The sequence below is a fragment of the Sphingomonas sp. genome (assembly GCF_048595155.1).
GTDB lineage: Bacteria > Pseudomonadota > Alphaproteobacteria > Sphingomonadales > Sphingomonadaceae > Sphingomonas_I.
This window is the reverse complement of the sequence record NZ_JBMDXN010000128.1, coordinates 1-24,274: the sequence shown is the minus strand read 5'-3', so window position 1 is coordinate 24,274 and position 24,274 is coordinate 1. Positions and strand designations below refer to the sequence as shown.

The following is a 24,274-nucleotide window of genomic DNA, read 5'->3' as shown; positions in this document are numbered from 1 at the left end:
CGGCCCCCTAGCCGGCCGCTCCCATGTCCGACGATCAACGCTTCGGCCTTGCACGCCACGTCATCCTGAAGGGTCCGCTCAAGCTGGACGGCGGCGGTGTCCTCGCACCGGTCGAGATCGCCTATGAAACCTATGGCACGCTGAACGCGGACACATCGAACGCGATCCTGATCTGCCACGCGCTGACGGGCGATCACCACGTTGCCTCGGCCCACCCGCGTACGGGCAAACCCGGTTGGTGGACCCGGATGGTCGGCGCGGGGCGCCCGATCGATCCGGCCCGTCATTTCGTGATCTGCGCCAATGTGCTGGGGTCCTGCATGGGATCGTCGGGGCCTGCGACGATCCGCACCGAAACGGGCGCGCCCTATGCCATGTCTTTCCCCGTTATCACCCTGCGCGACATGGTACGCGCACAGGCGATGCTGCTGGACCATCTTGGCGTGGCGACGCTGGAGGCGGCCGTGGGCGGGTCGATGGGCGGCATGCAGGTGCTGGAATGGGCCGCAAGCTTCCCCGATCGCGTGCGCGCGGCAGTCGTGATCGCGTCGGCGGCGCGTCATTCGGCGCAGAATATCGCCTTTCACGAAGTTGGGCGGCAGGCGATCATGGCGGATCCCAACTGGCGAGGCGGCGATTATTATGGCCGCGGCGATCCTCCATCGGCCGGTTTGGCGGTGGCGCGGATGGCCGCCCACATCACCTATCTGTCCGAAGCGGGCTTGCACGACAAATTCGGGCGCAAACTGCAGGATCGCGGTGAAAAAGGGTTCGGGTTTGACGCGGACTTCCAAGTGGAATCCTATCTGCGTCATCAGGGAATCAGCTTCGTCGACCGGTTCGACGCCAACTCCTACCTCTATATCACGCGCGCGATGGACTATTTCGATCTGGCCGAGGAACATGGCGGCCTGCTCGCCAACGCGTTCAAGGGCACCCGGACACGCTTCTGCCTGGTCAGCTTCGATACGGACTGGCTGTACCCGACCGGTGAATCGCGCGCGATCGTGCATGCGCTCAATGCCGCCGGTGCGGCCGCGAGCTTCGTCGAATTGTCCTCGCCCTTCGGCCACGACGCCTTCCTGCTGGACGTGCCGCAATTATTCGGCGTGGTCGACGGCTTCATCCGGGCGGGTGCGCGATGACCGATTTCGTTCTGTCCGATGACCGGGCGCAGCTCGACATCTCCCGCATCCATGGCTGGCTGGCGTCGAGCTATTGGTCGCCGGGCATCGCGCGAGAGACCGTGGAGCGGGCCATAGCGGGCTCGCATTGCCTGGGCGCCTATCGGGACGCAACGCAGGTCGCGTTCGCACGGATGATCACGGATCATGCGACCTTCGCATGGCTGGCCGATGTCTGGGTAGAGGAAGCCTGGCGCGGCCATGGGCTCGGCAAGCGGCTGGTCGCCTGGTTCCTGGACCATCCCGATTTCCAGGGCATTCGCCGCTTCGCACTGGTCACGCGCGACGCCCACGAAGTCTATGCCGCAAAGGGCTTTTATCCGCTGATCCGGCCGGAGCGCTATATGGAGCGGCTGGCCCCCGCTTTTGCCGACGCCCTACGGAGCGCGCCATGAGCCTGCGGCCAGACCTTGCCATCATCGCGCAGCATGTGGCGCCGCGATCCCGCATCCTGGACATCGGGTGCGGCGACGGCGAACTGATGGCCGAATTGCGCGATCGCGCACAGGTCGATGCGCGCGGGCTGGAGATCGATCCTGCCAATGTGAGCCTTGCCGTCGGCAAAGGTCTGTCCGTGATCCAGGGCGATGCCGATACCGACCTAGTCTATTATCCCGACCATGCCTTCGATTACGCGATCCTGAGCCAGACGCTGCAGACGGCACGCGCGCCGGACAAGGTGCTGACGGAATTGCTGCGGATCGGGACGCGCGCGTTCGTGTCCTTCCCCAATTTTGCTTATTGGCGGGTCCGCTGGAACCTGATGTGGGGCGGGCGGATGCCGGTGACGGCCGCGCTGCCTGTGTCCTGGTATGAGACCGAGAATATCCACCAGCTGACGATCGACGACTTCCGCGCCTTCGTGGCGGAGCGCGGGCTGCGGGTGGAGGGGGCCTGGTTCCTCACCGGCGACCGGCGCATCTCCAGCGCCGCCGCCAATCTGCGCGCGGAACATGCGGTGTTCCTGCTGCGGCGGTGAAGGGGGGCGTGGCAAACGCGTCCACCCACGTCGCCCCGGCTTTGAGCCGGGGTTCCGCTGAACCTCCTTGGTGCGCGCTATACGCACGTTTCCCCCGTCGCCCGCACCTCCAGCGATCGCAAAAGAAGCGGGACCCCGGCTCGAGGCCGGGGTGACGGAGTAGAAGTTGCCGATCGTTACCCGCGGAGGCGGGCTCCGGTCTTGGCGGCCGCGGCGACCACCCGTTCGGAGATGGCCTGAAGATCGGCTTCGGTGAAGCTTTTCTGCGCCGGCTGCAGGGTCACTTCGATCGCGAGCGATTTCTCGTTTTCGGCCACGCCCGTGCCCGTGAAGACATCGAACAAAGCGATGTCGACGATGGCTTCCTTGTCGGCACCGCGCACCGCACGCAGCAAGGTATCCGCCGGTGCATCACGGCTGAGGATGAAGGCGAAGTCGCGCTTGACCGGCTGGAGGGCAGGCGGCGCATAGGCGGTGCGCATGCGCGCCGCGTCGCGCTTGGCGGGAATGGCGTCGAGGTAGATCTCCGCGGCGACGACCGGTCCGTCGAGCCCGAACGTTTTCAGCGTCGTCGGATGAAGCTCGCCAAATTCCGCCAGGATGGTCTTGGGACTAAGCCGCAACGATCCCGAGCGACCGGGATGCCATGTCGTCGCCATTGCTTCCATCACCTGCAACCGGTCTACCGGCGCGCCAACAGCGGCCAACAGCGCCATCGCTTCATCCTTAGCCGTATAGGCATCGAGCGGCGCCTTGCGGCCGCGCCAATCGCGCGGCGCCTCCCCTGCGAGCAACAGGCCGAGCGTCGGGCGCTCGCCGTCGGCAAGGTAACGGCGGCCGAGCTCGAACAGGCGGACCGGGCCAGCAGCGCGATCCAGGTTGCGCCGTGCTGCCGCCAGCAGGCCGGGCAGCAAGGACGGACGCATGGCCTTCAGTTCTTCGCTGATCGGATTGGCCAGCACCCAGGCGGCCCCACCGAAATGATCCGCTTCGCCTTGCGGCAGGAAGCTCCATGTCACCGCTTCATTGAGGCCACGCGCCGCGGCGGTGCGACGCAAGATGCGTTCCACCTTCTGCTCAGGCGTCGCCGTGGGCCGCGCGACACCATCGGGGCGCGGCAGCGCCACGGCCGGCACATTGTCGATCCCTTCGATGCGGACGATCTCCTCGACAATATCCGCGGTACCTTCCACGTCGCGGCGCCAGCTTGGCACACGCACCGTCCAGGCGCCGTCGATGCCGAAACCCAGCCGGGCGAGGATTTCCCGCTGGCGTTCGGGCGCGACATCCATGCCGCCCAGCCGGGCCGCGGCGAGCGGATCATATTTGAAGGTCGCATGGCCCACCGGCGGCTGGCCCGCCTCGACCACATCGGACGGTTTGCCGCCGCAAATCTCCAGCACCAGCTGTGTAGCGATCGCCAGACCGTCGCCCAGGAAGGCGGGATCGACGCCGCGTTCGAACCGCTGGCGCGCATCGCTGGTCAGGCCCAGCTTCTGGCCGGTCCGAGCAATCGTCTCAGGCGTGAAATAGGCGCATTCGATGAGCACGTCGGTGGTTGTTTCCGACACGCCGGATTCCGCCCCGCCCATGATGCCGCCAATATCGTGCACATGCGCATCGTCCGCAATCACGGTCATCGTCGCATCGAGCTGATATTGTTTACCGTTCAGCGCGGTCAGGCTCTCTCCGTCCGAGGCCTTACGGGCCACCAGCCCACCATTCAGCTTGGCCAGATCGTAGACGTGCAGCGGGCGTCCATGATCCAGCATCACATAATTGGTGATGTCGACCAGGGCCGATATCGGCTTCTGCCCCACCGCGTGCAGGCGCCGCTTCATCCAATCGGGGGCGCTGCCGTTGGTGACGCCGGTGACCGTCCGCGCAAAAAAGGCAGGACAGCCCTCCGGGTCTTCTGTCGCGACCATAATCGACGACGGGCCTTCGCCACGAATTGTGGGAATGTCGAGCGGCTTCAGCGTGCCATAGCCGCCGGCGGCAAGATCGCGCGCGATACCGCGCACGCCCATGCAATCCTGGCGATTGGGCGTCACGGCGATGTCGATCACCGGATCGGACAGGCCCTTATAGTCCGCAAAGGATGTGCCGACCGGTGCATCGACGGGGAGTTCGATAATCCCATCATGCTCTTCGCCCAGCTCCAGCTCGCGCGCGGAGCACATCATGCCGTTCGATTCGACGCCGCGAATGGCCGCCACGCGCAAGACCATGCCGTTGGCCGGTACCGTCGCGCCGGCAGCGCCGAACACGCCGACCAGATCCGCCCGCGCATTGGGGGCGCCGCAGACGACCTGCAGCGGGTTTCCGTCGCCCGTATCGACGGTCAGCACCTGCAATTTGTCGGCCTGCGGGTGGGGCGCGGCCGTCAGCACGCGCGCGATGGTGAATCCGGCGAGCTTGGCAGATGGGTCGTCGACACTTTCGACCTCCAGACCAAGCTTGGTGAGGCCGACCAGCAGCTCCTCCAGCGTTGCATTCGTGTCGAGATGCTCCTTGAGCCAGGACAGGGTGAACTTCATGCGCCCACTCCCCCGCTGAGCGTGGGCACGTCCAGCGCCCGGAAGCCATAATGTTTCAACCAGCGCAGATCGCCGTCGAAGAAGGCACGCAAATCATCCATCCCATATTTCAGCATCGCCAGCCGATCGACGCCGGTGCCAAAGGCAAAGCCCTGATATTCCTCCGGATCGAGACCGCAGGCAGCGATCACCTTGGGGTGCACCATGCCGGAGCCGAGCACCTCCATCCATCCTTCCGCACCGCCGATGACGCGGCGGCCCTTCTCGATCGAATAGCCGACGTCGACCTCTACCGAAGGTTCGGTGAAGGGGAAAAAGGAAGGCCGCAGCCGCAGCACGATATCGTCGCGCTCGAAGAAGGCCTTGAGGAAGGTTTCCAGCGTCCAGCGCAAGTGGCCGAGAGGAATTCCCTTGTCGATCACCAGCCCCTCGATCTGGTGAAACATCGGCGTGTGGGTCGCGTCGCTATCCGCGCGGTAGACGCGGCCCGGCGCGATGATCCGGATCGGCGGCTTCTGGGTGAGCATCGTGCGGACCTGCACGGGCGACGTATGCGTCCGTAGCAGCATCTTTGCCTCGCGGCCTTCGGCGTCGGGGAAATAAAAGGTGTCGTGCATGGCCCGCGCCGGGTGCGTCTCCGGAATGTTGAGCGCGGTGAAATTATGCCAATCGTCCTCGATTTCCGGCCCGGTCGCGACGGCGAAGCCAAGATCGGCGAAGATCTCCGCCAGTTCGTCCATTACCTGGCTGACTGGATGGACGCTGCCCGTGGCGGCGGCGCCTACGGGCAGGGTCATGTCCAGCGTTTCCGACTGCAGCCGTGCATCGAGCGCGGCACGATCAAGCGCCATCTTACGCGCCGCGATCGCATCCGCGACCGCGAGCCGCAGCTCCTGGATTTCCGGCCCCTTCACCTGGCGCTCTTCCGGCGACATGCCGCCGAGCGTCTTGAGCAAGGCAGTGATCGTGCCGCTCTTGCCAAGCGCACGCACCCGGATCGCCTCCAGCGCGGCGGAATCATTGACGGCGGTGATGGCGTTCAGCAGCTCGCTGCGCATCTGATCAGGATCGGTAGTCACGTTTCAGCCTTTTGATGCAGGTCGATCGCCCAGCCCATATGGGTATCGTCTTCAGGATCGCAGTCCATGCCCATGCCGGGAAAGCGCCCGCCCGCGCATAGGCTGCGGGGCGGAATTGTCCACGCTGGTCGCCGTGGTCAAGCCATGATGCGCTTACCGGCGCAACCGGATTATCCGATCGCCGCGCTCATACCGTCACAGCCTGATCGATGCGGCCTTCCCCACCGAATACCCGCAGATAGCGGGCAATTGCGGCCGGATCGCCGCTGGCCTTGGCTGGATTGTCGGACAGCTTAACCGCCGGACGCCCATTCGCCTCGACGACCTTCGCAACCAGGGAGATGGGATTCAGCCCGTCACCCCCGTCCGGATCGCATCCCCGGAAATCGTTGGTGAGGTTGGTCCCCCAGCCGAAGCTCATGCGCACCCGGCCGTCGAAATGGCGATAGACCTTTTCGATCGAGTCGACATCCATGCCATCGGAGAAAATGAGGAGTTTGTCGCGCGGATCACGCCCATGCGCCTTCCACCAGTCCATGATCTGCTCACCGGCCGCGATCGGCGGCGCGCTATCGGGCCGAAAGCCGGTCCAGTCCGCGACCCAATCCGGCGCATCGCGCAGGAAGGCGGTGGTGCCGAATGCGTCGGGCAAGGCCACGAGGAGATTGCCGCCATACAGCTGCCGCCATTCGTCCAGCACCCGATAGGGCGCCTGGCGCAAGCTGGCGTCGCTTTCGGCCAGGGCGGCTTCCACCATCGGCAGCTCATGCGCATTCGTGCCGATAGCTTCCAGATCCGAATCCATCGCCAGCAGCACATTGGAGGTGCCGATGAAGCGATCGCCCAGCCCTTCCTTGAGCGCCTCGACGCACCAGCGTTGCCACAGGAAGCTATGGCGACGACGCGTGCCGAAATCGGACAGGACCAGATCAGGCAAGGTGCGTAGCCGCTCCACCTTCTCCCACAATTTGGCCTTGGCGCGGGCGTAGACGATGTCGAGCGCGAACCGTCCTTTGCCGCGCAGCGCAGCGCGGCCCTTGAGCTCATTGATGATCGCGAGCGCCGGGATTTCCCACATCGTGGTTTCCGCCCAATTGCCCGCAAAGTGGAGCTCATATTGGCCGTCCCGCGCGTGGAGCTCATATTCCGGCAGCCGAAATTCGGCCAGCCACGCAATGAACTCCGGCGTGAACATCCGTTCCCGCCCGTAGAAGCTGTTGCCGGCCAGCCAGATGAGCTCCTTCTTTGTGAATCGGAGCGTGCGCGCGTGATCGAGCTGATCGCGTAATTCCCGCGCGTCGATGATGTCCGCGAGGCGAAACTGCCGGCTGCGGTTGAACAGCGCAAAGGTCGCGCGGACTTCGCGATGGCGCTGCAGGATCATCTGCAGCATCAAGAGCTTGTAGAAATCGGTATCGAGCAGGCTGCGGACAATCGGGTCGAGCCGCCAGCCATGATCGTAGACGCGCGCCGCGATATCGGTTTTCATGAGGCGGGGCGATTGAAGGCACCGGCGTGATAATCCCGGATGGCCGTCTCGATCTCCTCGCGGCTATTCATCACGAACGGGCCGTGCGCCACGACCGGCTCACCGATCGGATCGGCATGACCGTAAAGCAGCACGGCATCCGTATCCGCGCCGATCACCACCGCGTCGCCGTCATCCGCCAGCGTGACCAAGTGCCACTGCTCGATCGTCGTGCCGGCAATGTCGATCCGACCGCTCACGACATATAGGAAGATGTTGCGGCCGCGCGGCGCAGGCAGCTCCACATGACTGCCGGCCTGCAGCTTCACTGTCGCCATGAAGACGCCTGTCAGCGAGTTGATCGGCCCGCTCATGTCGCCATATTCGCCGGCGATCAGCTGCATCACCCCGCCCCCGCCATCCAAGCTGAAGGACGGAATGCTCTCGGACTGCAACCCCGTGTAGCGCGGCGGCGTCATTTTCAGCCGGCCCGGAAGATTGACCCACAGCTGCAGTATCTCCAGCGGGCCGCCGCTCTCCTTGAACGCGGGCGGAGACAACTCCGCATGGATCAGCCCGGCGCCGGCGGTCATCCACTGCACGCCGCCGGCTTCGATCACGCTTTCGTGGCCACCCGTATCGTGGTGCGCAAGGCTGCCGGTGAGAATGAAGGTGACCGTCTCAAAGCCACGATGCGGATGTGGCCCGAACGGCAGGCCCCGATTGGGCGCGGGGTAGGTTTGGGGGCCGTGATGATTGAGGAACAGGAAGGGATCGACCTGCAGTAGGCCGGGCGCAGGAAGCGGGCGACGTGTCGTAAGGTCCGCGATGTCGTCGCGGATCGCCGCATAAATAGCTGAAACCGTCCGCAACGCCGTCACCATTCCACCCCGACCTTGCCGAAATGATCGCCATTCTGCTGATGACGGAACGCGTCCGCCAGCTGCTCCAAGCCGAAGCGATGATCGATCACAGGGCGCACGCCACCTGCCTCGAGTGCGCGGACCATATCCTGCTGCTGGGTGCGGCTGCCGACGATGAGGCCCTGAAGCCGGGCCTGCCGCGCCATCAACAGCGCCGTCGGCACGTCGCCAGCGATACCGGTGAGAACGCCAATCAGCGAGATATGGCCGCCGACCCGGACCGCTTCGATCGATTGCGCCAACGTGCCGGGGCCACCGACCTCTACCACATGATCGACCCCGCGCCCCCCGGTCCAGTCGCGTACGGCGCGGCCCCACGCCTCCTGCTCGCGATAATTGACGCTGAACTCGGCGCCCATGGCACGGGCGCGCTCCAATTTTTCATCGGAGGATGAGGTAATGGCGACACGCGCGCCCATCAACTTTGCCAACTGGAGCGCCCAGATCGAAACGCCGCCGGTGCCGAGCAGCAAGACTGTATCACCCGCTTTCAGGTTGCCGTCTGCCACGAGCGCGCGCCAGGCCGTCAGCCCGGCTGTGGTGATCGCGGCTGCCTCCACCGCATCATAGCCTCTGGGTGCGTGGGTGAAGGCCGTTGCCGGGCGGACCACAACCTCCTGGCCGAACCCGTCGAGGCCGTCGCCCGGCGTCCGGCTGAAGTCACCGATCGTTGGCGTGCCCGCCTGCCAATCCGGGAAAAAGCAGGAAACCACCAGGTCGCCGACCGCGAACTCGCTAACACCTTCACCAACCGCTTCCACGAGACCCGCGCCGTCGGCGAGCGGCACACGGCCATCTTCAGCGGGCATCCTGCCGGTCACGATCCCCAGATCGTGGAAATTAAGCGAACTGCCGTGCACCCGCACCCGAATTTCACCAGCCCCAGGGCTACCCGGATCGGCGCGATCTTCCAGCATCAGACGATCCAGCCCCGCCGGGGCATGCAACACCATTGCTTTCATCATCCGCTCCTGACCAAATCGAAGGATCGCTGGATTCGGCTTCCAGATGATTTGCCATCGAAAGCCGACCGTCTTTGAAGAATGACGGGAGCGGCGCGATCGTTCCTTGAAATTGCACCGATCTGCTCCGCCTCAACCGGGAAAGACGACGTCCGGGAGCGCTTCAAATGCTGGCGGCGCGAACAGATAGCCTTGCATCAAGCGGATGCCGAGGCGATCGAGCGTGGCCGCTTCGCCCACCGTCTCCACCCCTTCGGCGATCAGCAACGTATCCAGCGCGGCGCACATCCCGACAATCGCGGCGACCACCGCACGGCGCCGCGGATCGGCATCCACACCACGGATCAGATCCATGTCCAGCTTGATCAGGTCGGGACGGAAGCGGGCGAACCTACCCAGGCCGGAATAGCCGGCGCCAAAATCGTCGATCGCGACGGAGAAGCCGATCTTGCGATAGGTATCGATGATCGCCTCGACATGCTCGGGCGATCCCATGTCCTCATTCTCGGTGAATTCGAAGATCAACCGGTCGGGCGGGAAACCGGTCTGCGCCGCAGTGGCGAGCGTGAGCTGGATACAGGCCATCGGCGAATAGACGGCGTTGGGCAGGAAGTTGATCGACAGCTTCGCGCCGGTTGCGATCATGCCGGCGGCAACAGCGGTCTGCAGCGCCTTTACGCGGCAGGCCTGGTCGAAGGCATAACGGCTATCCGTCGTCACCTGATCCAGCACGGATGCCGCCGGTTCGCCAGCGGGGCCGCGGACAAGCGCTTCATAGGCAAAGACGCGACGATCCCGAATGTCGACGATCGGCTGGAAGGCCATGGCAAAGGCCGCCTGGAAGGCGGCCCCTTCCTGGCAGCCCGCACAGGATGACATATGCTTCGGCATCAGAAGGGCGAGTGCGCCATGCCGCATGCTAGGCCGAAAAGGGTCGGCGCGATAGGAGAGAAGGCCATGAAAAAAGGCGTGGAAGCCGGGCTTCCACGCCTTTTACCTTGTTGGCCGCAGATCGAGGCTTAAGCCGCGACGCGGGCGCCTTCCGGCAGAGCCGCCTTCGCCTGCGCGATAATGGCGCTGAACACGGCGCCTTCATTCATAGCGAGATCGGCCAGGACCTTGCGGTCCAGATCGACACCGGCCAGCTTCAGGCCGTGCATGAACACGCCATAGGTCAAACCTTCGGCGCGGACAGCGGCGTTGATGCGCTGGATCCAAAGCGCACGGAAATTGCGCTTGTTAACCTTACGGTCGCGATAGGCATACTGACCCGCCTTCTCCACCGCCTGGCGGGCGATGCGGATCGTATTCTTCCGGCGGCCATAATAGCCCTTTGCATCCTCAAGGATGCGCTTGTGCTTTGCGTGCGTAGTTACGCCGCGCTTGACGCGTGCCATATCCCGCTACTCCTTAATTGAGGCCGTAGGGCGCCCAGAGCTTCACGCGCACCGTATCCGGTGCGGCGAGCACGTCGGTGCCGCGGTTCTGGCGAATATATTTCGCATTGTGGCTGATCAGGCGGTGACGCTTGCCAGCGACCCCGTGCTTGATCTTGCCGGTGGCGGTGAGCTTGAAGCGCTTCTTCACGCCGCTCTTCGTCTTCAGCTTGGGCATTTTCGTCTCCTTTCGAGAGCGATCAAGAACGGCCACGGCAGCCCACACTAGCCGGGCAGTTCATCCATTATCGCTTGGAAGCGCGGGCCTATAAGCCAGTGGATCGAGCGACGCAACCACAGATCGCCAGCGGCGAAGCGCGGAACCGCTCCCATGCGCGAATGTTACAGGGTTAATGGCCGAGATTGTAAAGAACGATCCAGTACAAGTCGGCCCGCCCGACCCCGTCACCCATGATCGACGCCGCGCCGGCACGCATGCGCTCGCCACTGGAATATCCGTACTGGCGACGCTTATCGGCCTGATCTTCCTGGCGTGGCTCGTCCTGTTCGTTACCAAGGGCCGCTTCCTCAAACATACGTTCGAGCGGATTGCGAGCTCGCACACCGGGCGCACGGTGCGGGTGGCAGGCGACTTCAACCTGTATCTCGATCCCTTTGCCACCAAATTCCTGGCAGAAGGGCTCACCATTTCCAATCCCGCCTGGGCCTCCAAGCCCAACCTGTTCCAGGCGAAGTTGATCGACACGCGGATCGATACATTCAGCTTCCTGTTCGGAGATCAGTCCAAGGTCAATTGGATCAACCTGGTCGATGGCGCGGCCGATATGGAATGGGACGCCAAGCGGCAGCATAATACATGGACGTTCGGCCAAGGTGGCGGCAAGCCGTTCAAGATGCCGCTGATTCAGCGCGCGCAAATCGACGGAACCACGGTTCGCTATCGCGATCCGACGATGCAGCTATCCGTCGACGTGGCCTTCCAGGCGATGCATGCGCAGGACAACAAATTCGGCAATGCGGTCCGCTTCACCGGTACCGGGACGATGCGGAAGCTGCCGTTCCGACTGTGGGGCAGCCAATCGTCGCCCAATCAGCTGATCGCGGGCGGCGCGAACAAATTCGACTTGCATGCGCAGGGCGCGCTGTTCCGCATCGACATCGCCGGCAACCTGCCGGGCGCGACGATGATCGAAGGAAGCGACCTTGCCGTCGCCGCGCGCGGGCCGAACATTCGTTATCTGTTCGACCTGATCGGCGTGGCCGTGCCGGATACCCGCACCTATCGGCTGAAGGCCCACATGGTGAAGCAGGGTCAGGAATATCGCTTCACGCGGCTGACCGGCTTCTATGGCGCGAGCGACATTGCGGGGCAGTTCACCGCGCGGGTGCCGGCCAACAGCGATGAACGCATGCTGCTCACCGCCGATATCAAGTCCCGGCACGTCGACATCATCGATATCGGTCCGTTCATCGGCTACGATCCCGCCGCCCTGGCCAGCAAGGGCGCGACGGCGGCCGCCACCACGCAGACCAAGCGCGACGGCGTGCCCCGCATTCTGCCGGACGCCCCGCTGCGCAGCGATTCGATCAAGAATTTCGACGCGAAGGTGAATTATTCGATCGCGACGATCACGCAGCCGTTCATCCCGGTTTCCAACATCGTCCTGGGGCTGGACCTGGATCGCTCGCTGCTGAAATTGTCTCCGCTGAATTTCGACGTGTCCGGCGGCCATCTACGGTCCGACATTGTAGTCAACGCCCGCACACCGGCGGTGATCACGGATTACGACATCCGCCTGTCACCGACCCCCATCGGCAAACTGCTGTACAAGAGTGGCGTGGCGGACGCGCCCGCGTCGGGCACGATGACGGCGCGCGTGAAGATGCGCGGGACTGGCGATTCCCTGCGCAAGAGCCTCGCCACATCGTCGGGCCGCATCGCGATCATCCTGCCGAAGGGTACCTTCTGGACGCAATATATCCAGCTGAGCGAATTCGATCTGGGCGTGTTCTTCCAGCGGCTGCTGCAGGACAAATTGAAAAAGCCGGTGCAGGTGAATTGCGGCCTGATTGGCTTCACGGTGCGCGACGGTATCGCGGCGGCCGACCCGATCCTGATCGACACCGACAAGAATGTGATGACGGCCAAGGGCGGGTTCAGTTTCAAGGATGAATCCCTGAGCCTCGCCTTCCGCGCCGACGGCAAGAAGTTCAGCCTGTTTTCCGGCCAATCTCCCGTCGGCATTGGCGGCTATTTCGCCAAGCCGCAGATGCAGATCATCACGCCGCAATTGCTGGCCCGCGGCGGTGCGGGTGTGGCGCTGGGCGTAGTCGCGAGCCCGGTGGCGGCGATCATCGCCTTCGTCGATCCCGGCGACGCGAAGAGTGCCGCCTGCGGCCCGGTGCTGGCGGGCGCGAAGGCTTCGGCGCAGCGCACCACCAAGGGTGAGCCGCGCAAGGATGTCGGCTCCGGCAAGACCCGCGACGTGAAAGCGGAAAAGACGCAGAAGAAGTTTCTCGGCATCTTCTGATCGACGCACCGGCACGCGAGACCTCGCCATACCGCGCGATGGCGCGTATCGGGACGGCGTAGCAGCAGAAGGCTTCGCAATGGCACTAGCCGCAGCGCTGGGCATGATGATCACCCTCGCGGGCCCCAGCGTCCCCAGTACGGCCGATCTCCCGCTGGAGGCGGCGGTGAAGGCCAGCTTCATCTATCGGTTTGCCCCCTTCGTGCAATGGCCGGAAAGTGCGTTCGATGGGCCGAACGACCCCCTCATCATCTGCCTGGTCGGCCACGATCCTTTCGGCCGGATCCTGGACGATGCGGTCCGTGGACAGCAGATCAACGGCCGTCCGGTCTCGGTTCGCCGCATTAGCGGGATCAAACCCGAACCAGCCTGTCATATCCTTTTCGCAAGTGGCGGAGAGGATTCTCAGGAAATGTTGCAGATGGTTGCGAACCAGCCGGTGCTGACCGTGACCGACGAGAATAGCGGCTTGACCGGCGGCATCATCCATTTCGTGACGATCGGGGATCGATTGCGGTTCACGATCGATCAATCCTCCGCGCAGCAGAGCGGGATTGCAATCAGTTCCAAGTTGCTGGGTCTGGCGGTCAACGTAACCCGATGAACGAACGCTCGTTTCTAAGAAGGCTGATGCTGCGCGTCGCTGAGACGCCCGCAATCGGCATCAGCCTTGCCTTGGGACTATTGCTGGCGAGCCTATTCCTGGCCTTCCACAACGAAAATCAGGCGCGCGCCGAAAAGGTACGCGAGGTGGAGGTGCAGGCGCGCGTGCTCGCGGGAAGCCTGGCGGGTCCGCTAGCGTTCGACGACGATAACGCCACACGCGAATATATCGATGCGCTGAAGGCGAGCCCCGAGTTCGAGGCCGTTGGCGCCTATGCCGCCGATGGGCATTTGGTCGCCGGGTTCGCGCGTGCGGGCGAACCACTGCCCCAGGTCAATCGCGTACAGCGCCCTACCCTGCGTGGCGACGAGCTCATCGTGACCGCGACCGTCGAACAAGGCGGGGCGAAGCTGGGTTCGGTCTATCTGGGCGCGGCGACCGAAAACTGGTCGCGTCGCGCCGCCCGTTATTTGGGTATCGCGATCATCATCGTCATGGCGTGCCTGCTCGTCGCCGTTCTCGGCGCCTCTTATGCTTCCGTAAGCGCCGCGAACCGACGCCTACAGGCGGAGATCGCTGGGCGCCGCGACGTGGAAGAAGCGCTACGTCAATCGCAGAAGATGGAGGCGATGGGCCAGTTGACCGGCGGGGTCGCGCACGACTTCAACAATTTGCTGATGGTGGCGTCCAGCGGCATGGAATTGCTGGACCGTACGACCGATCCGGTCCGGCGCGATCGATTGAAGGACGGTATTCGCCAGGCGATTGACCGCGGCGCAAAGCTGACGCAGCAATTGCTGACTTTCGCACGCCGTTCCCCGTTGACGCCCGAGGTCATCGACGTCGGCGCCCGGCTGCGCGGGCTGGAGGACCTGCTGGAACGATCGCTGCGTGAGGACATCACGATCGCGTTCGATTTCTCCCCCGGGCTTTGGCCGATCGAAGTCGACGCCTCTCAGCTGGATGTGGCCGTGCTCAACATAGCCATTAACGCCCGCGATGCCATGCCCGACGGGGGTATCATCACCATCAGCGCGTCCAACATGCCTGCCTCATCCGAGCGCGAGCAGGACATGGTGCAGGTGTGCGTACACGATAGCGGCACCGGCATTGCTCCCGACATGCTGAAGAAGGTCTTCGAACCCTTCTTCACCACCAAGGGTGTCGGCAGCGGGACTGGGCTGGGCCTGAGCCAGGTTTACGGCTTTGTGCAGGCGTCGGGCGGGAATGTCCGCATCGACAGCGAACTGGGCGTGGGAACGAGCGTGGCGCTGCTGTTTCCCAGGTCAACACATGCCGTTCCGGTCAGCCCAGACAAGGTAGTGACGGTCGAGGGATCGGGCCACGACACGACGGTCCTTGTTGCCGAGGACGATGATCATGTGGCCGAACTGGTCTGCGAGATGCTGGGCGAGCTTGGTTATGCTGCGCACCGGGTCACCAATGCGACCGAGGCACTGCTACTGGTCAAAGACGGGACGCCGTTCGATCTGGTGCTGTCGGACATGATCATGCCGGGGAAGATGAACGGGTTGGAGCTCGCCCGTCAGGTGTCCAAGCATCGGCCCGACCTGCCGGTAGTGCTGATGACCGGCTTCAGCGAGGCGGCGGCCTCTGCCGCCGCCGAGGGATTCCCTCTGCTCGCGAAACCCTATACGATGGAATCGTTAGGCGAGACGCTCCGTCAGGCGCGCCTTGCACCGGAAGCGCAAGATTAGCTGAGTTACATTCCCGCTCGCCATCATATCTGGGGCAGGCCAAGGATCGTATCTGCCGGCCTGTCTGCCTTGGCCAATGGCGGACCGAAATAGCTGACAGGCAGATCGCCGCGCGAAACGATGATCGACTGGACCACGATTGTCGGGTCAACCATAGCGACGTTCAAGCGATGCCGGCCCGGCCGCTCCACATGAACCCTGAAAGACATCGTTCTGGCATTTGCAGCCGCATTGGCCGCATGGGCAGAGCCCAGGAAGTCCTCGGCGGCGTGCCGCTCGGGCGTGAAAACCGATTGTATGATCGGCTGCTCATCATCCAGCCAAAGCGCGACCGCCAACTCGCGTTCCGGATTCACCCGAAGCGTGGGCCCGGTGATAAGATCGAAGCGGTAATCCCCCGTCTCAGCGAGGAATATGCTATATTCCAGCCGCGGCGCCTGACGCGGTTCGTCGAAGGATGGCGCGGTCACCGGCACTATTCCCATTGCGGTGGCGAAGCGGCCATAATCGGGAATAGCCTGCCACTGTGCGCGTGTACTGATCACGTTGCGCGTGAAACCGTCGGCCGGAATGGCAAAAGCGGGGGCAAAACCTCCAAAGGCGCCCTGGGCCGCCTGCTCCTGCAGCGGATCGGCACGATGCGCTTGCAGGCGGACCTTCACGACGGTGTTACTATCCCGAACCACGATCTGTGTTTCCGAACGGCCGACCGGCGCCCTGCCCCAATCAACGTCGATCCAATAACGCCGATCGGTCGCCACGACGCCAAAGGGCGCGCCTTCATGGATGCGCACCCAGCTTTGATCGCACGTGACCTTGGCGACGTGAGGACGCTGTCCGCGTGCGAACACGTCCAGGAAGGTCGACGGCGCGGTCAGGCTGTCCAACAAGGGCAGGGACGGCGGCAAGTAATAGCCGGGCCAAGATTCCCTCGCCCCATCCACCGCGACGCCGAAGCTATCATCGTCCGGAACCTGGATATGCACGACGGGCGGCATGATATCCCGCTCCGGCGGGTACCAATCGAAATAGCCGATATGGGTCTGGTCCATCATATGGTTCCATTTCCCACCCGACATCACGTGGTTGTACTGATCGCGCAGCGCCGCATCCCGTGCGAAACGCCGACGCACCTCCCCCGCCTCGGCATCGGTGCTCGTACGCGCCTGTTCCGCGAACCGCTGATTGCGCGCTGCCGCGATATACATCTGGGCCAAGTTGGCGCACGCCAACACCGGGTAAAGAACGAGCTGAAAATAGGCGTCGCGTCGATCGTCTGCCAATCTGTCGTGCAGCGCCTGGGCGCGGGTCGCCAATTCTTCCCACGCAGCCCAGACGCGCTCCGCCTCCCGATAATTGGCCAGGCTGAACGTGTCGGGCTTTAGCTGCTCGGGCTTTCTCCACGCATTATATTTCGCATAGCGGGAGACGAGGAAAGCCACCTCGGTTGCATGATCTTCGCCAAAAGTGTGTGCAGCCCAGTTGCGGGTCCAGCTGGCGATCTTCTCCCGGGATACAGCCGTCGGATCCCAGGCCATGGCGATGAAGAATTCGATCGCCAGTTCCAGCGGCTTCAGATCCCCGACGTTCGCAATCCATATCTGATTTGCGCCATATTCATGCGCGAGGTTCATCTGCTCCCAGATTTTGGGCAGCGGGTTGCTGTTGATCCACTGGTAAGAAAATGGGCCGCCGTGCATGTCCATGTGGAAATAAATGCCGAACCCGCCGGAGCGGCTGGCGCGTTCGGCCGGCGTCGGCAAGCGCCGTAAATTACCGACATTGTCGTCGGTGAACATCAGCGTCACGTCGGCGGGCAATTGCAGGCCGCCTTCGTAATATTTTAACACCTCGGTAAACAGCACCCAGACTTGCGGCACGCTTTGCGCCGGTCGGTGCAGGGCTTCGCTGAGAATAGCGCGCTGATCGCTGATGATCGTCTCGAGCAGATGAATATCGGACGTCAGCCCCCCGCTGCTCGCCAGCGCGACGTCGCCGTCGCCGCGCATGCCGACGGTGATAATGGCTTCCTTGCCGCCGTTGCGTTCGATCCCCTCGCGGAAAAATTGGCGGATGGCTGCGCGATTGGTGGCGTAATTCCACTCGCCATTGCCCAACCGATCCTTGCGGTCCGTCCATTCCTTGTGTGCACGCGCCATGGGTTCGTGATGCGACGTCCCCATGACAATTCCATATTCATCCGCCAGGATTGGATTGGCAGGATCATCCTCTGCGAAGGCGTTGTTCCACATGGCCGGCCATAAATAATTGGCGCGTAGCCGGAGCATCAGCTCGAACAGTCTGGCGTAGAATTTGGAATTCATTCCGCCGAACTTTTCAGTCGTCCAGCCGGAGAGGCAGGGCGCCTCGTCATTCAGGAATATGCCGCGATATTTTACGGCAGGCGACCCCTGGACATAATGACCATAGCGGACACGCACGGCACTACGCCGAACGACCGGCACATCGGCCCACCAATACCAGGGCGAAACCCCGATCCGATGGGATAGATCGTAAATTCCATAGATCGTGCCACGCTTGTCGCTGCCGGCGATTACCAGCGCCTCCCGCACACCAGGGAACGGCTCTCGAACCGTGGTGATCTGATAGGCTTCCCATTTCCCTTGAAGTGCGGCCGCATTGAGTTTGCCGCGCCGAACAAGCTGCTGCAGCAGCCGACTTTTCTCAATCGACCCAATGATGATGACGCGCTTGAATGCGCTGGCGGCATCGGTCAGCAGGGCGGCGTCGGTGCCAGTCACCCTTCCGATGTCCTGTGCCAGATCCGCCGCCGCGCGGCGTACGCCAGGCAGATCGCCGGGATCGACGAGGACCGGGGTGACGTCCCCCTGCCCCGCAGCAATGTCGAAGCCAGGTTCGGCTTGGTTGAAGCGCACCGCGCCCAGCAGCGCGGTTGGCAACAATCCGCTCGCCATGCCGGCCATCATTGTCTCGCGGCGGGTCAGCATCAACGGCACTTTCGGATCATTGACCGGTGACGGTAACGACCGCGACGGACTTGGGCGGTAGTGTGAATGTCAGATGGCCGCCCGACATGGCTCCCTTAAAAGGTTTAGGCGCGACAGTGTCCGGCGCGTCGAACGTATTGCGGGCATCCATCGCAGCCCCGGTCAAGAGCTGGCCGACACCCGTGCCGCGCAAGTTGGTCATGATCGTGACAGACTTATGCGGATCGACATTGACCAGCGATACGTGGATCCGGCCGTCTATGCCGCGGGCAGCGGATACATCGGCCGCTGGCATAGCGTGCCCTGCATATTCGTAGGTCGCCGTCGTTACTTTAACGGGAAACGGCGTCGCGCCCATGAAGGGCTGATACATGTCGAACACGTGGTAGGTGGGCGTCAGGATCATCCGTGGGCCATCGGTAAGGATCATGGCCTGAAGGACGTTCACCATCTGCGCGATGTTCGCCATCTTCACGCGAGCGGTATGGCGGTGGAAGATGTTCAACGTGATCGCTGCCACGATCGCGTCTCGCATCGTATTTTGCTGGTAATGATGCTCGCCGGGCTTCGCGTCGGGCGGCAACCGATACCATGTTCCCCATTCGTCGACGAACAACGGTACGTGGCGATCGGGATCGTGGCGGTCCATGATCGCCTCGACCCGCGACAATTGCGGTTCCATCAACCGCGCGAGATCGATCGTGTCGGCCCATGACGCCTCATCGAACCCGACGTCGACGCTCTTCGGCCTGCTTGTGGGCATCGCATAATAATGAAAGCTCAGCGCCTCGGTATCACCTCGATGACGCATCATCGCTTCCGTGAAAGCTTCGTAATCGCCGCCGCCCTGAACGCTGGCGCCACTGGCGACCCGCACCATGTTCATAGCCTTGGGTGCTTTGACGAATGCCGAATAGCGCGCATTCACATCGGCAGCATAGTCCGGCCGCATGTTGCCACCACAGCCCCAGGTCTCATTGCCGATGCCGAAATATTTGATCGTCCACAGCTTCGCCCGGCCGTTCGCCCGCCGCTCCTGCGCCAGGGTCGAAGCGTTGTCCGCGGTCATATATTCCAGCCAGAGCTGCATGTCGCGCGGGGTCATCGATCCGACGTTGCCTGAGACATAGGCATCGGCGCCGATGAGCTCGGCGAAGTTCAGGAATTCGTGCGTGCCGAACTGGTTGGTGTCGATCACATCGTCCCAATTCATCCGGGTGCGGATGGGGCGCTTGGCGCGGGGGCCGATACCGTCGCGCCAATCATAGACCTCGCTAAAACACCCTCCAGGCCAGCGGATAACGGGCACATGAAGGCGCTTCAGCGCGTTGACGACATCGAGCCGGTACCCCTGCACGTTCGGGATCTTGCTGTCTGGCCCGACCCAAATCCCCTCATAGATGCCGCGCCCAAGATGTTCGGCGAACTGCCCGTAGAGATGACGATCGATGGGATCGCCCGTCTTGCCCATGTCGATCGTCGCGGACGTGATATTGGTATCCGCGCGTCCCGGCGCCGTGATCAGCACGAGGCCAGCCAGCAACGGGATGCTGGCGACCGCGCGTTTCAGGCCGCGGAGCGACCGGCCTGCGCGAGCTGGTCGGCGGACCTTCGGATCGGTTTCGCCATCCTGACGAGAATGTTCGCCGGAATAGCGAAACCGATGATGCATGTTAGAAACTCCCGCGCAAGCCGATCAGAACCTGTCGGCCTGGGCGATATTCGGTGAATGTGGCGTTCGAGAACTGGAAGTAGGAGCGCAGCTTCTCGTTCGTGAAGTTGGCGACGTTCACCGTCAGTTGCGGCGCTCCCTTGATGCCCAGCAATTTATCAAGATCGAACGCGGACGAGAAATCATATTGCTGGTAGCTGTCGTTGAACAAGGCCGCGGAGGTGATGCCGTTCTGATTGGCCCCACTGCTCTGCGAACCTTTTCGATAGGTGGTCGAGACGCGCAGCATCACACCATGATTTTCGTAGTAGATGGTCGCGTTATACGTGCGGGGGGCCACGCCATAGGCCTGCGCCGCACCTTTGCTCGTCTGGTCGACGATCGTGGCGTTGGCGTTGAAGCCGAACCCGGTGACGCCAACGAGCTTGGTTACGAAGTCCAAGGGTTGAACCCATTGGAATTCCAGACCGTTGATCTTAAGGCGTTCCGGCACGTTGACCTGTGAAGTCACTTGAACCTGAGCGACGGACGGACCGCCCCGCAGATTGATCGCCGTCTGCTGCGTCGGGTTCAGCGTATCGTAGGTGATCCCATATTGCGCGAGCGCGCTGAAGGGCAACGTACTCACGAACTGGTTGGTAAAGCCCTGGATCGACTTGCGGAATGCGTTGAAGCTGATCACGCCCTCACGACCCGTATAATATTCAAAGCCCAGGTCCAGATTGTCGGAAATATAGGGCTTAAGCGCGGGGTTACCGATCCCGGCCTGATCCGCGGAAGGCGCGCCAAAGGACACGCCGGGCAGCTGAGCCGCCGGGTCAGGGCGCGTCATCGTCTTCGAATAAGCCGCACGGGCCACCGCATGCTCGCCGATATTGTAGGCCAGGTTGGCGGTCGGGAGCCAGCGCGTATAGCTGTTGCTCGTCGACACTTCGGTAACGACGTTGGGATAACGGCTGCCATCGGGCAACGAAGCACCCGTCGATGTCGTATTGCGCGGATCCGCGATCGACACCCGCCCTGCGATGATTTGATGCGTATTGACGTAGCGCACGCCGCCGCTGAAGCGCAGATCATTGCCACCCAGCTGCTGCACGCCACTCAAAAGCAGGAAGGCGTTCTTGTTCTTCTCCCGGATCAGGCCGCCGCTGGCGCCTGTATTCGCGCCGCCACTTTCCGGTGCTGCATCGTGAAACTTGTCATACTGGCTCGCAGCAGCGAACTTGTCGAAGTCAACCGTCACGAACCCTGCAGGTCCGGGCACCAGATAAGTCGGGACCGCGCTATTGGGAATGAGCGAACCGGCATAGGTAACGGGGCCGGTCTGACCAGCAGTGTAGCCGGTACCGTAACCCGGATAGGTCGGATAGCCTGCTGGCGCAGCGCCCACCACACTCAGCCCCTCGCACGGCGGCTGCGTGTTGGGAGATGGCAGGCTCACGCTAGGATTATTGCCGCAACCTGCATTTTGCCAGGCCTGACTGTTGTCGAAGCCCCGGATCCGGCGCGACACGTCGTCATAGGATCCGCCTACCTTCACATTGAGTGGCGTTCCACCCCACGTCAGATCACCCCGAACGCCCTTATTGTTGTAGCGGCGTCGCTCATCCGCGATGCTGAGGCGATCCTGTGGATACCAGCCAAAGCTGTTGGGATCATTCAAGTCCAAGGCGCTTTCGATCTTCGGTATGCCGCCATCATTGGTGTAGGTGACGGTGTTGCCGACGCCCAGCGGCGTGGTCGGTCCGACGGTCGGACTCTCGCGATGGAAGGTGCTGCGGCCGTAATTGCCCTGCACGGCCAGCTTCAGATTATCAGTAATCTGATATTCCGCGCCCGGGTTGATGTTCCACAACCGCGTGGTCTCAATATACGGGCGGAATTCGTCGAAGAATTGAACGTTCGCGAACGTTCCCGATGTTACGGTGCAGCCTGCACTGCAGTCGGACTTGTCGAACTTGAGATTGAGCGGGATGATCGATCCGTTGCGAACGATCCACGCCATGTCCTCACGGATCAGGTCGTTATGCTTATAGCCATACATACCATCGACATAGAAATGCAGATTGTCGGTGGGGCGCCATTCGACGCTTAGGACGGCGTTGATGCGATCACGCGTGCCGCGCTCGTTCGACGGACGACCGAGACGGGGCAGCAGCCCGTTATCTATTTGCTGGATGGTCGCGCCAGGATTGTGCGCGAGCAGGAACGCTTGGTCGATCACAGTTCCCGGCACGAGACCGGCGCCGGCGCCAACCGGTACGGTCGCAGGAATGGTCCAATTGCCGCCGAGCGTGCTGTTGCAGCCGGTTGTAGCGCCACACTGCGCGGCCGAAAGCGCAGGATTGGTATAACCAATCGTTTCGAAACCGTTCGTTTCACTGTGGAAATGCTGGCCCGAAACGCCTGCGAGAATGCCGATAGTGTCGTTGCGCCAACTGCCGATCAACGAACCTCGACCGCCGATCTTATCGGCGCCTCCCAGCTTCACGCCTTGAAGATTGTATGACAAATAGGAATTATTGCGGTCGAATGGACGGGCAGAACGGATGTCGATGTTACCGGCAGCACCCCCTTCGAGGAGGTCGGCAGAATAGCTTTTATTCACCGTCAGCTTGGTGAAGAGATCGGTTGGGAAGAAGCTGAGATCCACCGAGCGATCGGTGCCCTGCGCGTCGGTGGCACCCGAGGAGGCAATCGCAATCGGCGCTCCATTCAATGTCACGTTGGTGAAGTTGGAGCCAAGTCCACGAATCGCGACGTTGGTGCCCTCACCCGTTATGTCGCGGGTGATGGTAATACCCGGTATACGGTTGAATGATTCTGCGATGTTGGTGTCAGGAAATTTGCCGATGTCTTCTGCGAAGATGGAGTCGCTGAAGTTGCCGGACTGACGCTTGGCATTGGTAGCCTGCGCTAGGCTGTTGCGATAACCCGTCACGACAACTTCGGCCGCTTCGTCATTGCTCACAGCCACGTTGTCAGGGACCGTGCCCGGCACGCTTTGACCCGCCGCCGGCGCCGGCGCCTGTGCAGCCACGGGCACGCTGCCCAAGGCCGACGCTGCGGCAGCCAGCAGTAAAGTTGCACGGAACGCGCGCGTCTGATCGATCGATGACATATTTGCCCTCCCCTGTTCTAGGAAACCGCCTCATTGGGCTGTTTGCTCAGACAAATGGTATGCTAGTATCCCCGTAAATCTGTCAAGCCACTGAAAGCTTGTTTGCGTGCGATTGGTCAGATAGCTTGGCACTGAAAAGGAGTAAGCGATTGATGGCCGCGCGTGCGCTGGACGGTGTCGGAACGTCGGAAGGCAAAGCGGCGACGACGCGTCTTTATGCTCAGCTTGCGGAGCGGATTGCGGACATGATCCGTACCGGCGGCTACAAGGTCGGCGATCGTCTGCCTTCAGAGCGCGAGCTCTCCCTCTCCTACGATGTGTCGCGTCCCACTATCCGTGAAGCGATCATTGCGCTGGAAGTTGACGGCCTCGTTGAGGTCCGCGTCGGTTCTGGTGTCTATGTACGCGCACCGGCACGCCGTCTGGGTAAGCCGGCCATCCAGGGCGTCGGGCCGTTTGAATTGCTGGAAGCCCGTCGGGCGATCGAAGGCGAAGCATGCGCGCTTGCAGCGGATCGCGTGACGGATGCGGATGTCGCAGCGCTGAACGCCATTCTTGCCGAGATGATCGCCGCAGGTGAGGATTTCGTCGCCGCTGAACGCGCGGACTGGCAATTCCACCTGACCATCGCCCGGATCACGCAGAATAGCGCGATCATTTCGTCCGTCGAAGCTCTGTGGGAAGCGCGCTTTGCGTCACCCCAGCAGCAACTGCTTGCCGACAAGGCGCATGATGCGGGCGTCGTGCCGCGGATCGGCGAACATCGAGACATCATCAGCGCGCTGGCGACAAGGGACGGGAATGCCGCGCGCGCAGCGATGCGGGGACATCTCACCCGCGTCCTTGAAGAATTGATCATCGCCACGGAAGTCCGTGAAGCCGCGCTGCTGAACGAAAAGATGCAGGCCCGTCGCAGGATGTTCAGCGTCGATTGACCCTCTTCATTCCGTTGCCGCCGTTTCTGCGGCTGCGGTGTCTCGTTCCCCCCTCCATCATAGGAAATATCGGTGCCCAAGATCACATCTGCCCGCGTCATCGTGACGTGCCCGGGGCGTAATTTCGTGACGCTGAAGATCGAGACGGATGAGGGCGTGTACGGCCTCGGCGATGCGACGCTCAACGGCCGC

General features: G+C 62.6%; 18 protein-coding genes and 1 pseudogene. 8 read left to right on the top strand and 11 right to left on the bottom strand.

What is annotated here, in order from left to right; genetic code table 11:
- Window positions 1–23: 23 nt before the first annotated feature.
- The 3 genes from metX to metW are packed head-to-tail and all read left to right on the top strand — an operon-like array spanning window position 24 to window position 2,163.
- Window positions 24–1,145, top strand: coding sequence for a homoserine O-acetyltransferase MetX (gene metX, locus ACOJSI_RS19850; protein ID WP_420140047.1), 1,122 nt, complete (start codon window positions 24–26; stop codon window positions 1,143–1,145).
- Complete coding sequence (locus ACOJSI_RS19845) at window positions 1,142–1,579, top strand: GNAT family N-acetyltransferase (RefSeq protein WP_420140046.1); 438 nt, start codon at window positions 1,142–1,144, stop codon at window positions 1,577–1,579. The genes metX and ACOJSI_RS19845 overlap by 4 nt, the downstream gene beginning before the upstream one ends.
- Window positions 1,576–2,163: a methionine biosynthesis protein MetW gene (metW, locus tag ACOJSI_RS19840; protein ID WP_420140045.1), complete on the top strand. Its 588-nt coding sequence runs from the start codon at window positions 1,576–1,578 to the stop codon at window positions 2,161–2,163. Before ACOJSI_RS19845 ends, metW begins: the two co-directional genes overlap by 4 nt.
- Window positions 2,164–2,339: 176 nt before the next feature.
- Here metW and pheT read toward each other — a convergent pair whose 3' ends face one another.
- The 8 genes from pheT to rpmI form a co-directional block, all read right to left on the bottom strand.
- On the bottom strand, window positions 2,340–4,703 hold the full coding sequence (gene pheT / locus ACOJSI_RS19835; protein WP_420140044.1) for a phenylalanine--tRNA ligase subunit beta: 2,364 nt from the start codon (window positions 4,701–4,703) through the stop codon (window positions 2,340–2,342).
- Complete coding sequence (gene pheS / locus ACOJSI_RS19830; RefSeq protein ID WP_420140057.1) at window positions 4,700–5,761, bottom strand: phenylalanine--tRNA ligase subunit alpha; 1,062 nt, start codon at window positions 5,759–5,761, stop codon at window positions 4,700–4,702. Before pheS ends, pheT begins: the two co-directional genes overlap by 4 nt.
- Before the next feature lie 208 nt (window positions 5,762–5,969).
- Entirely contained in the window at window positions 5,970–7,271 is a 1,302-nt protein-coding gene (gene pncB, locus ACOJSI_RS19825; protein WP_420140043.1) for a nicotinate phosphoribosyltransferase, read from the bottom strand.
- Window positions 7,268–8,134: a pirin family protein gene (locus ACOJSI_RS19820; RefSeq protein WP_420140042.1), complete on the bottom strand. Its 867-nt coding sequence runs from the start codon at window positions 8,132–8,134 to the stop codon at window positions 7,268–7,270. Before ACOJSI_RS19820 ends, pncB begins: the two co-directional genes overlap by 4 nt.
- The gene (locus ACOJSI_RS19815) at window positions 8,128–9,135 is read right to left on the bottom strand and encodes a zinc-dependent alcohol dehydrogenase family protein (protein ID WP_420140041.1); all 1,008 of its coding nucleotides are present in this window, start codon (window positions 9,133–9,135) and stop codon (window positions 8,128–8,130) included. The genes ACOJSI_RS19820 and ACOJSI_RS19815 overlap by 7 nt, the downstream gene beginning before the upstream one ends.
- Before the next feature lie 132 nt (window positions 9,136–9,267).
- Window positions 9,268–10,026, bottom strand: coding sequence for an EAL domain-containing protein (locus ACOJSI_RS19810; RefSeq protein WP_420140040.1), 759 nt, complete (start codon window positions 10,024–10,026; stop codon window positions 9,268–9,270).
- Window positions 10,027–10,154: 128 nt separating this feature from the next.
- Complete coding sequence (gene rplT / locus ACOJSI_RS19805; RefSeq protein ID WP_420140039.1) at window positions 10,155–10,532, bottom strand: 50S ribosomal protein L20; 378 nt, start codon at window positions 10,530–10,532, stop codon at window positions 10,155–10,157.
- A 13-nt stretch (window positions 10,533–10,545) separates the two neighbouring features.
- The gene (gene rpmI / locus ACOJSI_RS19800; protein ID WP_420140038.1) at window positions 10,546–10,749 is read right to left on the bottom strand and encodes a 50S ribosomal protein L35; all 204 of its coding nucleotides are present in this window, start codon (window positions 10,747–10,749) and stop codon (window positions 10,546–10,548) included.
- A 175-nt stretch (window positions 10,750–10,924) separates the two neighbouring features.
- Between rpmI and ACOJSI_RS19795 the strand changes: the two genes are divergently transcribed.
- The 3 genes from ACOJSI_RS19795 (at window position 10,925) to ACOJSI_RS19785 (ending at window position 15,385) form a co-directional block, all read left to right on the top strand.
- A complete protein-coding gene (locus tag ACOJSI_RS19795) occupies window positions 10,925–13,063 on the top strand; it encodes an AsmA family protein (RefSeq protein ID WP_420140037.1) in 2,139 nt (712 codons plus the stop codon).
- 79 nt (window positions 13,064–13,142) lie between these two features.
- Window positions 13,143–13,667, top strand: a complete 525-nt coding sequence (locus tag ACOJSI_RS19790) for a YfiR family protein (protein ID WP_420140036.1) — start codon at window positions 13,143–13,145, stop codon at window positions 13,665–13,667.
- Window positions 13,668–13,693: 26 nt separating this feature from the next.
- Window positions 13,694–15,385 (top strand): ATP-binding protein, encoded by a 1,692-nt coding sequence (locus ACOJSI_RS19785; RefSeq protein WP_420140035.1) that lies wholly within the window; start codon window positions 13,694–13,696, stop codon window positions 15,383–15,385.
- 23 nt (window positions 15,386–15,408) lie between these two features.
- On the opposite strand, the gene ACOJSI_RS19780 is transcribed toward ACOJSI_RS19785, so the two are convergent.
- From ACOJSI_RS19780 to ACOJSI_RS19770, 3 genes are read right to left on the bottom strand one after another with little or no spacing between them, the layout of a single operon-like run.
- A complete protein-coding gene (locus tag ACOJSI_RS19780; RefSeq protein ID WP_420140056.1) occupies window positions 15,409–18,354 on the bottom strand; it encodes a glycosyl hydrolase 115 family protein in 2,946 nt (981 codons plus the stop codon).
- Between the two features lie 16 nt (window positions 18,355–18,370).
- Window positions 18,371–20,026: an alpha-N-arabinofuranosidase gene (locus ACOJSI_RS19775; RefSeq protein ID WP_420140034.1), complete on the bottom strand. Its 1,656-nt coding sequence runs from the start codon at window positions 20,024–20,026 to the stop codon at window positions 18,371–18,373.
- Between the two features lies 1 nt (window position 20,027).
- On the bottom strand, window positions 20,028–23,147 hold the full coding sequence (locus ACOJSI_RS19770; protein WP_420140033.1) for a TonB-dependent receptor: 3,120 nt from the start codon (window positions 23,145–23,147) through the stop codon (window positions 20,028–20,030).
- 152 nt (window positions 23,148–23,299) lie between these two features.
- Between ACOJSI_RS19770 and ACOJSI_RS19765 the strand changes: the two genes are divergently transcribed.
- Window positions 23,300–24,082 carry a FadR/GntR family transcriptional regulator gene (locus tag ACOJSI_RS19765; protein WP_420140032.1) on the top strand — a complete coding sequence of 261 codons (783 nt, stop codon included), beginning with the start codon at window positions 23,300–23,302 and terminating at the stop codon, window positions 24,080–24,082.
- Between the two features lie 72 nt (window positions 24,083–24,154).
- A pseudogene (locus ACOJSI_RS19760) lies at window positions 24,155–24,274 on the top strand (bifunctional D-altronate/D-mannonate dehydratase); the annotation flags it as partial.

Coding starts and splice junctions, on each gene's coding strand:
- metX (WP_420140047.1), top strand. CDS start 24: ATGTCCGACGATCAACGCTTCGGCCTTGCACGCCACGTCATCCTGAAG.
- ACOJSI_RS19845 (WP_420140046.1), top strand. CDS start 1,142: ATGACCGATTTCGTTCTGTCCGATGACCGGGCGCAGCTCGACATCTCC.
- metW (WP_420140045.1), top strand. CDS start 1,576: ATGAGCCTGCGGCCAGACCTTGCCATCATCGCGCAGCATGTGGCGCCG.
- pheT (WP_420140044.1), bottom strand. CDS start 4,703: ATGAAGTTCACCCTGTCCTGGCTCAAGGAGCATCTCGACACGAATGCA.
- pheS (WP_420140057.1), bottom strand. CDS start 5,761: ATGCGCAGCGAGCTGCTGAACGCCATCACCGCCGTCAATGATTCCGCC.
- pncB (WP_420140043.1), bottom strand. CDS start 7,271: ATGAAAACCGATATCGCGGCGCGCGTCTACGATCATGGCTGGCGGCTC.
- ACOJSI_RS19820 (WP_420140042.1), bottom strand. CDS start 8,134: ATGGTGACGGCGTTGCGGACGGTTTCAGCTATTTATGCGGCGATCCGC.
- ACOJSI_RS19815 (WP_420140041.1), bottom strand. CDS start 9,135: ATGAAAGCAATGGTGTTGCATGCCCCGGCGGGGCTGGATCGTCTGATG.
- ACOJSI_RS19810 (WP_420140040.1), bottom strand. CDS start 10,026: ATGCCGAAGCATATGTCATCCTGTGCGGGCTGCCAGGAAGGGGCCGCC.
- rplT (WP_420140039.1), bottom strand. CDS start 10,532: ATGGCACGCGTCAAGCGCGGCGTAACTACGCACGCAAAGCACAAGCGC.
- rpmI (WP_420140038.1), bottom strand. CDS start 10,749: ATGCCCAAGCTGAAGACGAAGAGCGGCGTGAAGAAGCGCTTCAAGCTC.
- ACOJSI_RS19795 (WP_420140037.1), top strand. CDS start 10,925: ATGGCCGAGATTGTAAAGAACGATCCAGTACAAGTCGGCCCGCCCGAC.
- ACOJSI_RS19790 (WP_420140036.1), top strand. CDS start 13,143: ATGGCACTAGCCGCAGCGCTGGGCATGATGATCACCCTCGCGGGCCCC.
- ACOJSI_RS19785 (WP_420140035.1), top strand. CDS start 13,694: ATGCTGCGCGTCGCTGAGACGCCCGCAATCGGCATCAGCCTTGCCTTG.
- ACOJSI_RS19780 (WP_420140056.1), bottom strand. CDS start 18,354: ATGCTGACCCGCCGCGAGACAATGATGGCCGGCATGGCGAGCGGATTG.
- ACOJSI_RS19775 (WP_420140034.1), bottom strand. CDS start 20,026: ATGCATCATCGGTTTCGCTATTCCGGCGAACATTCTCGTCAGGATGGC.
- ACOJSI_RS19770 (WP_420140033.1), bottom strand. CDS start 23,147: ATGTCATCGATCGATCAGACGCGCGCGTTCCGTGCAACTTTACTGCTG.
- ACOJSI_RS19765 (WP_420140032.1), top strand. CDS start 23,300: ATGGCCGCGCGTGCGCTGGACGGTGTCGGAACGTCGGAAGGCAAAGCG.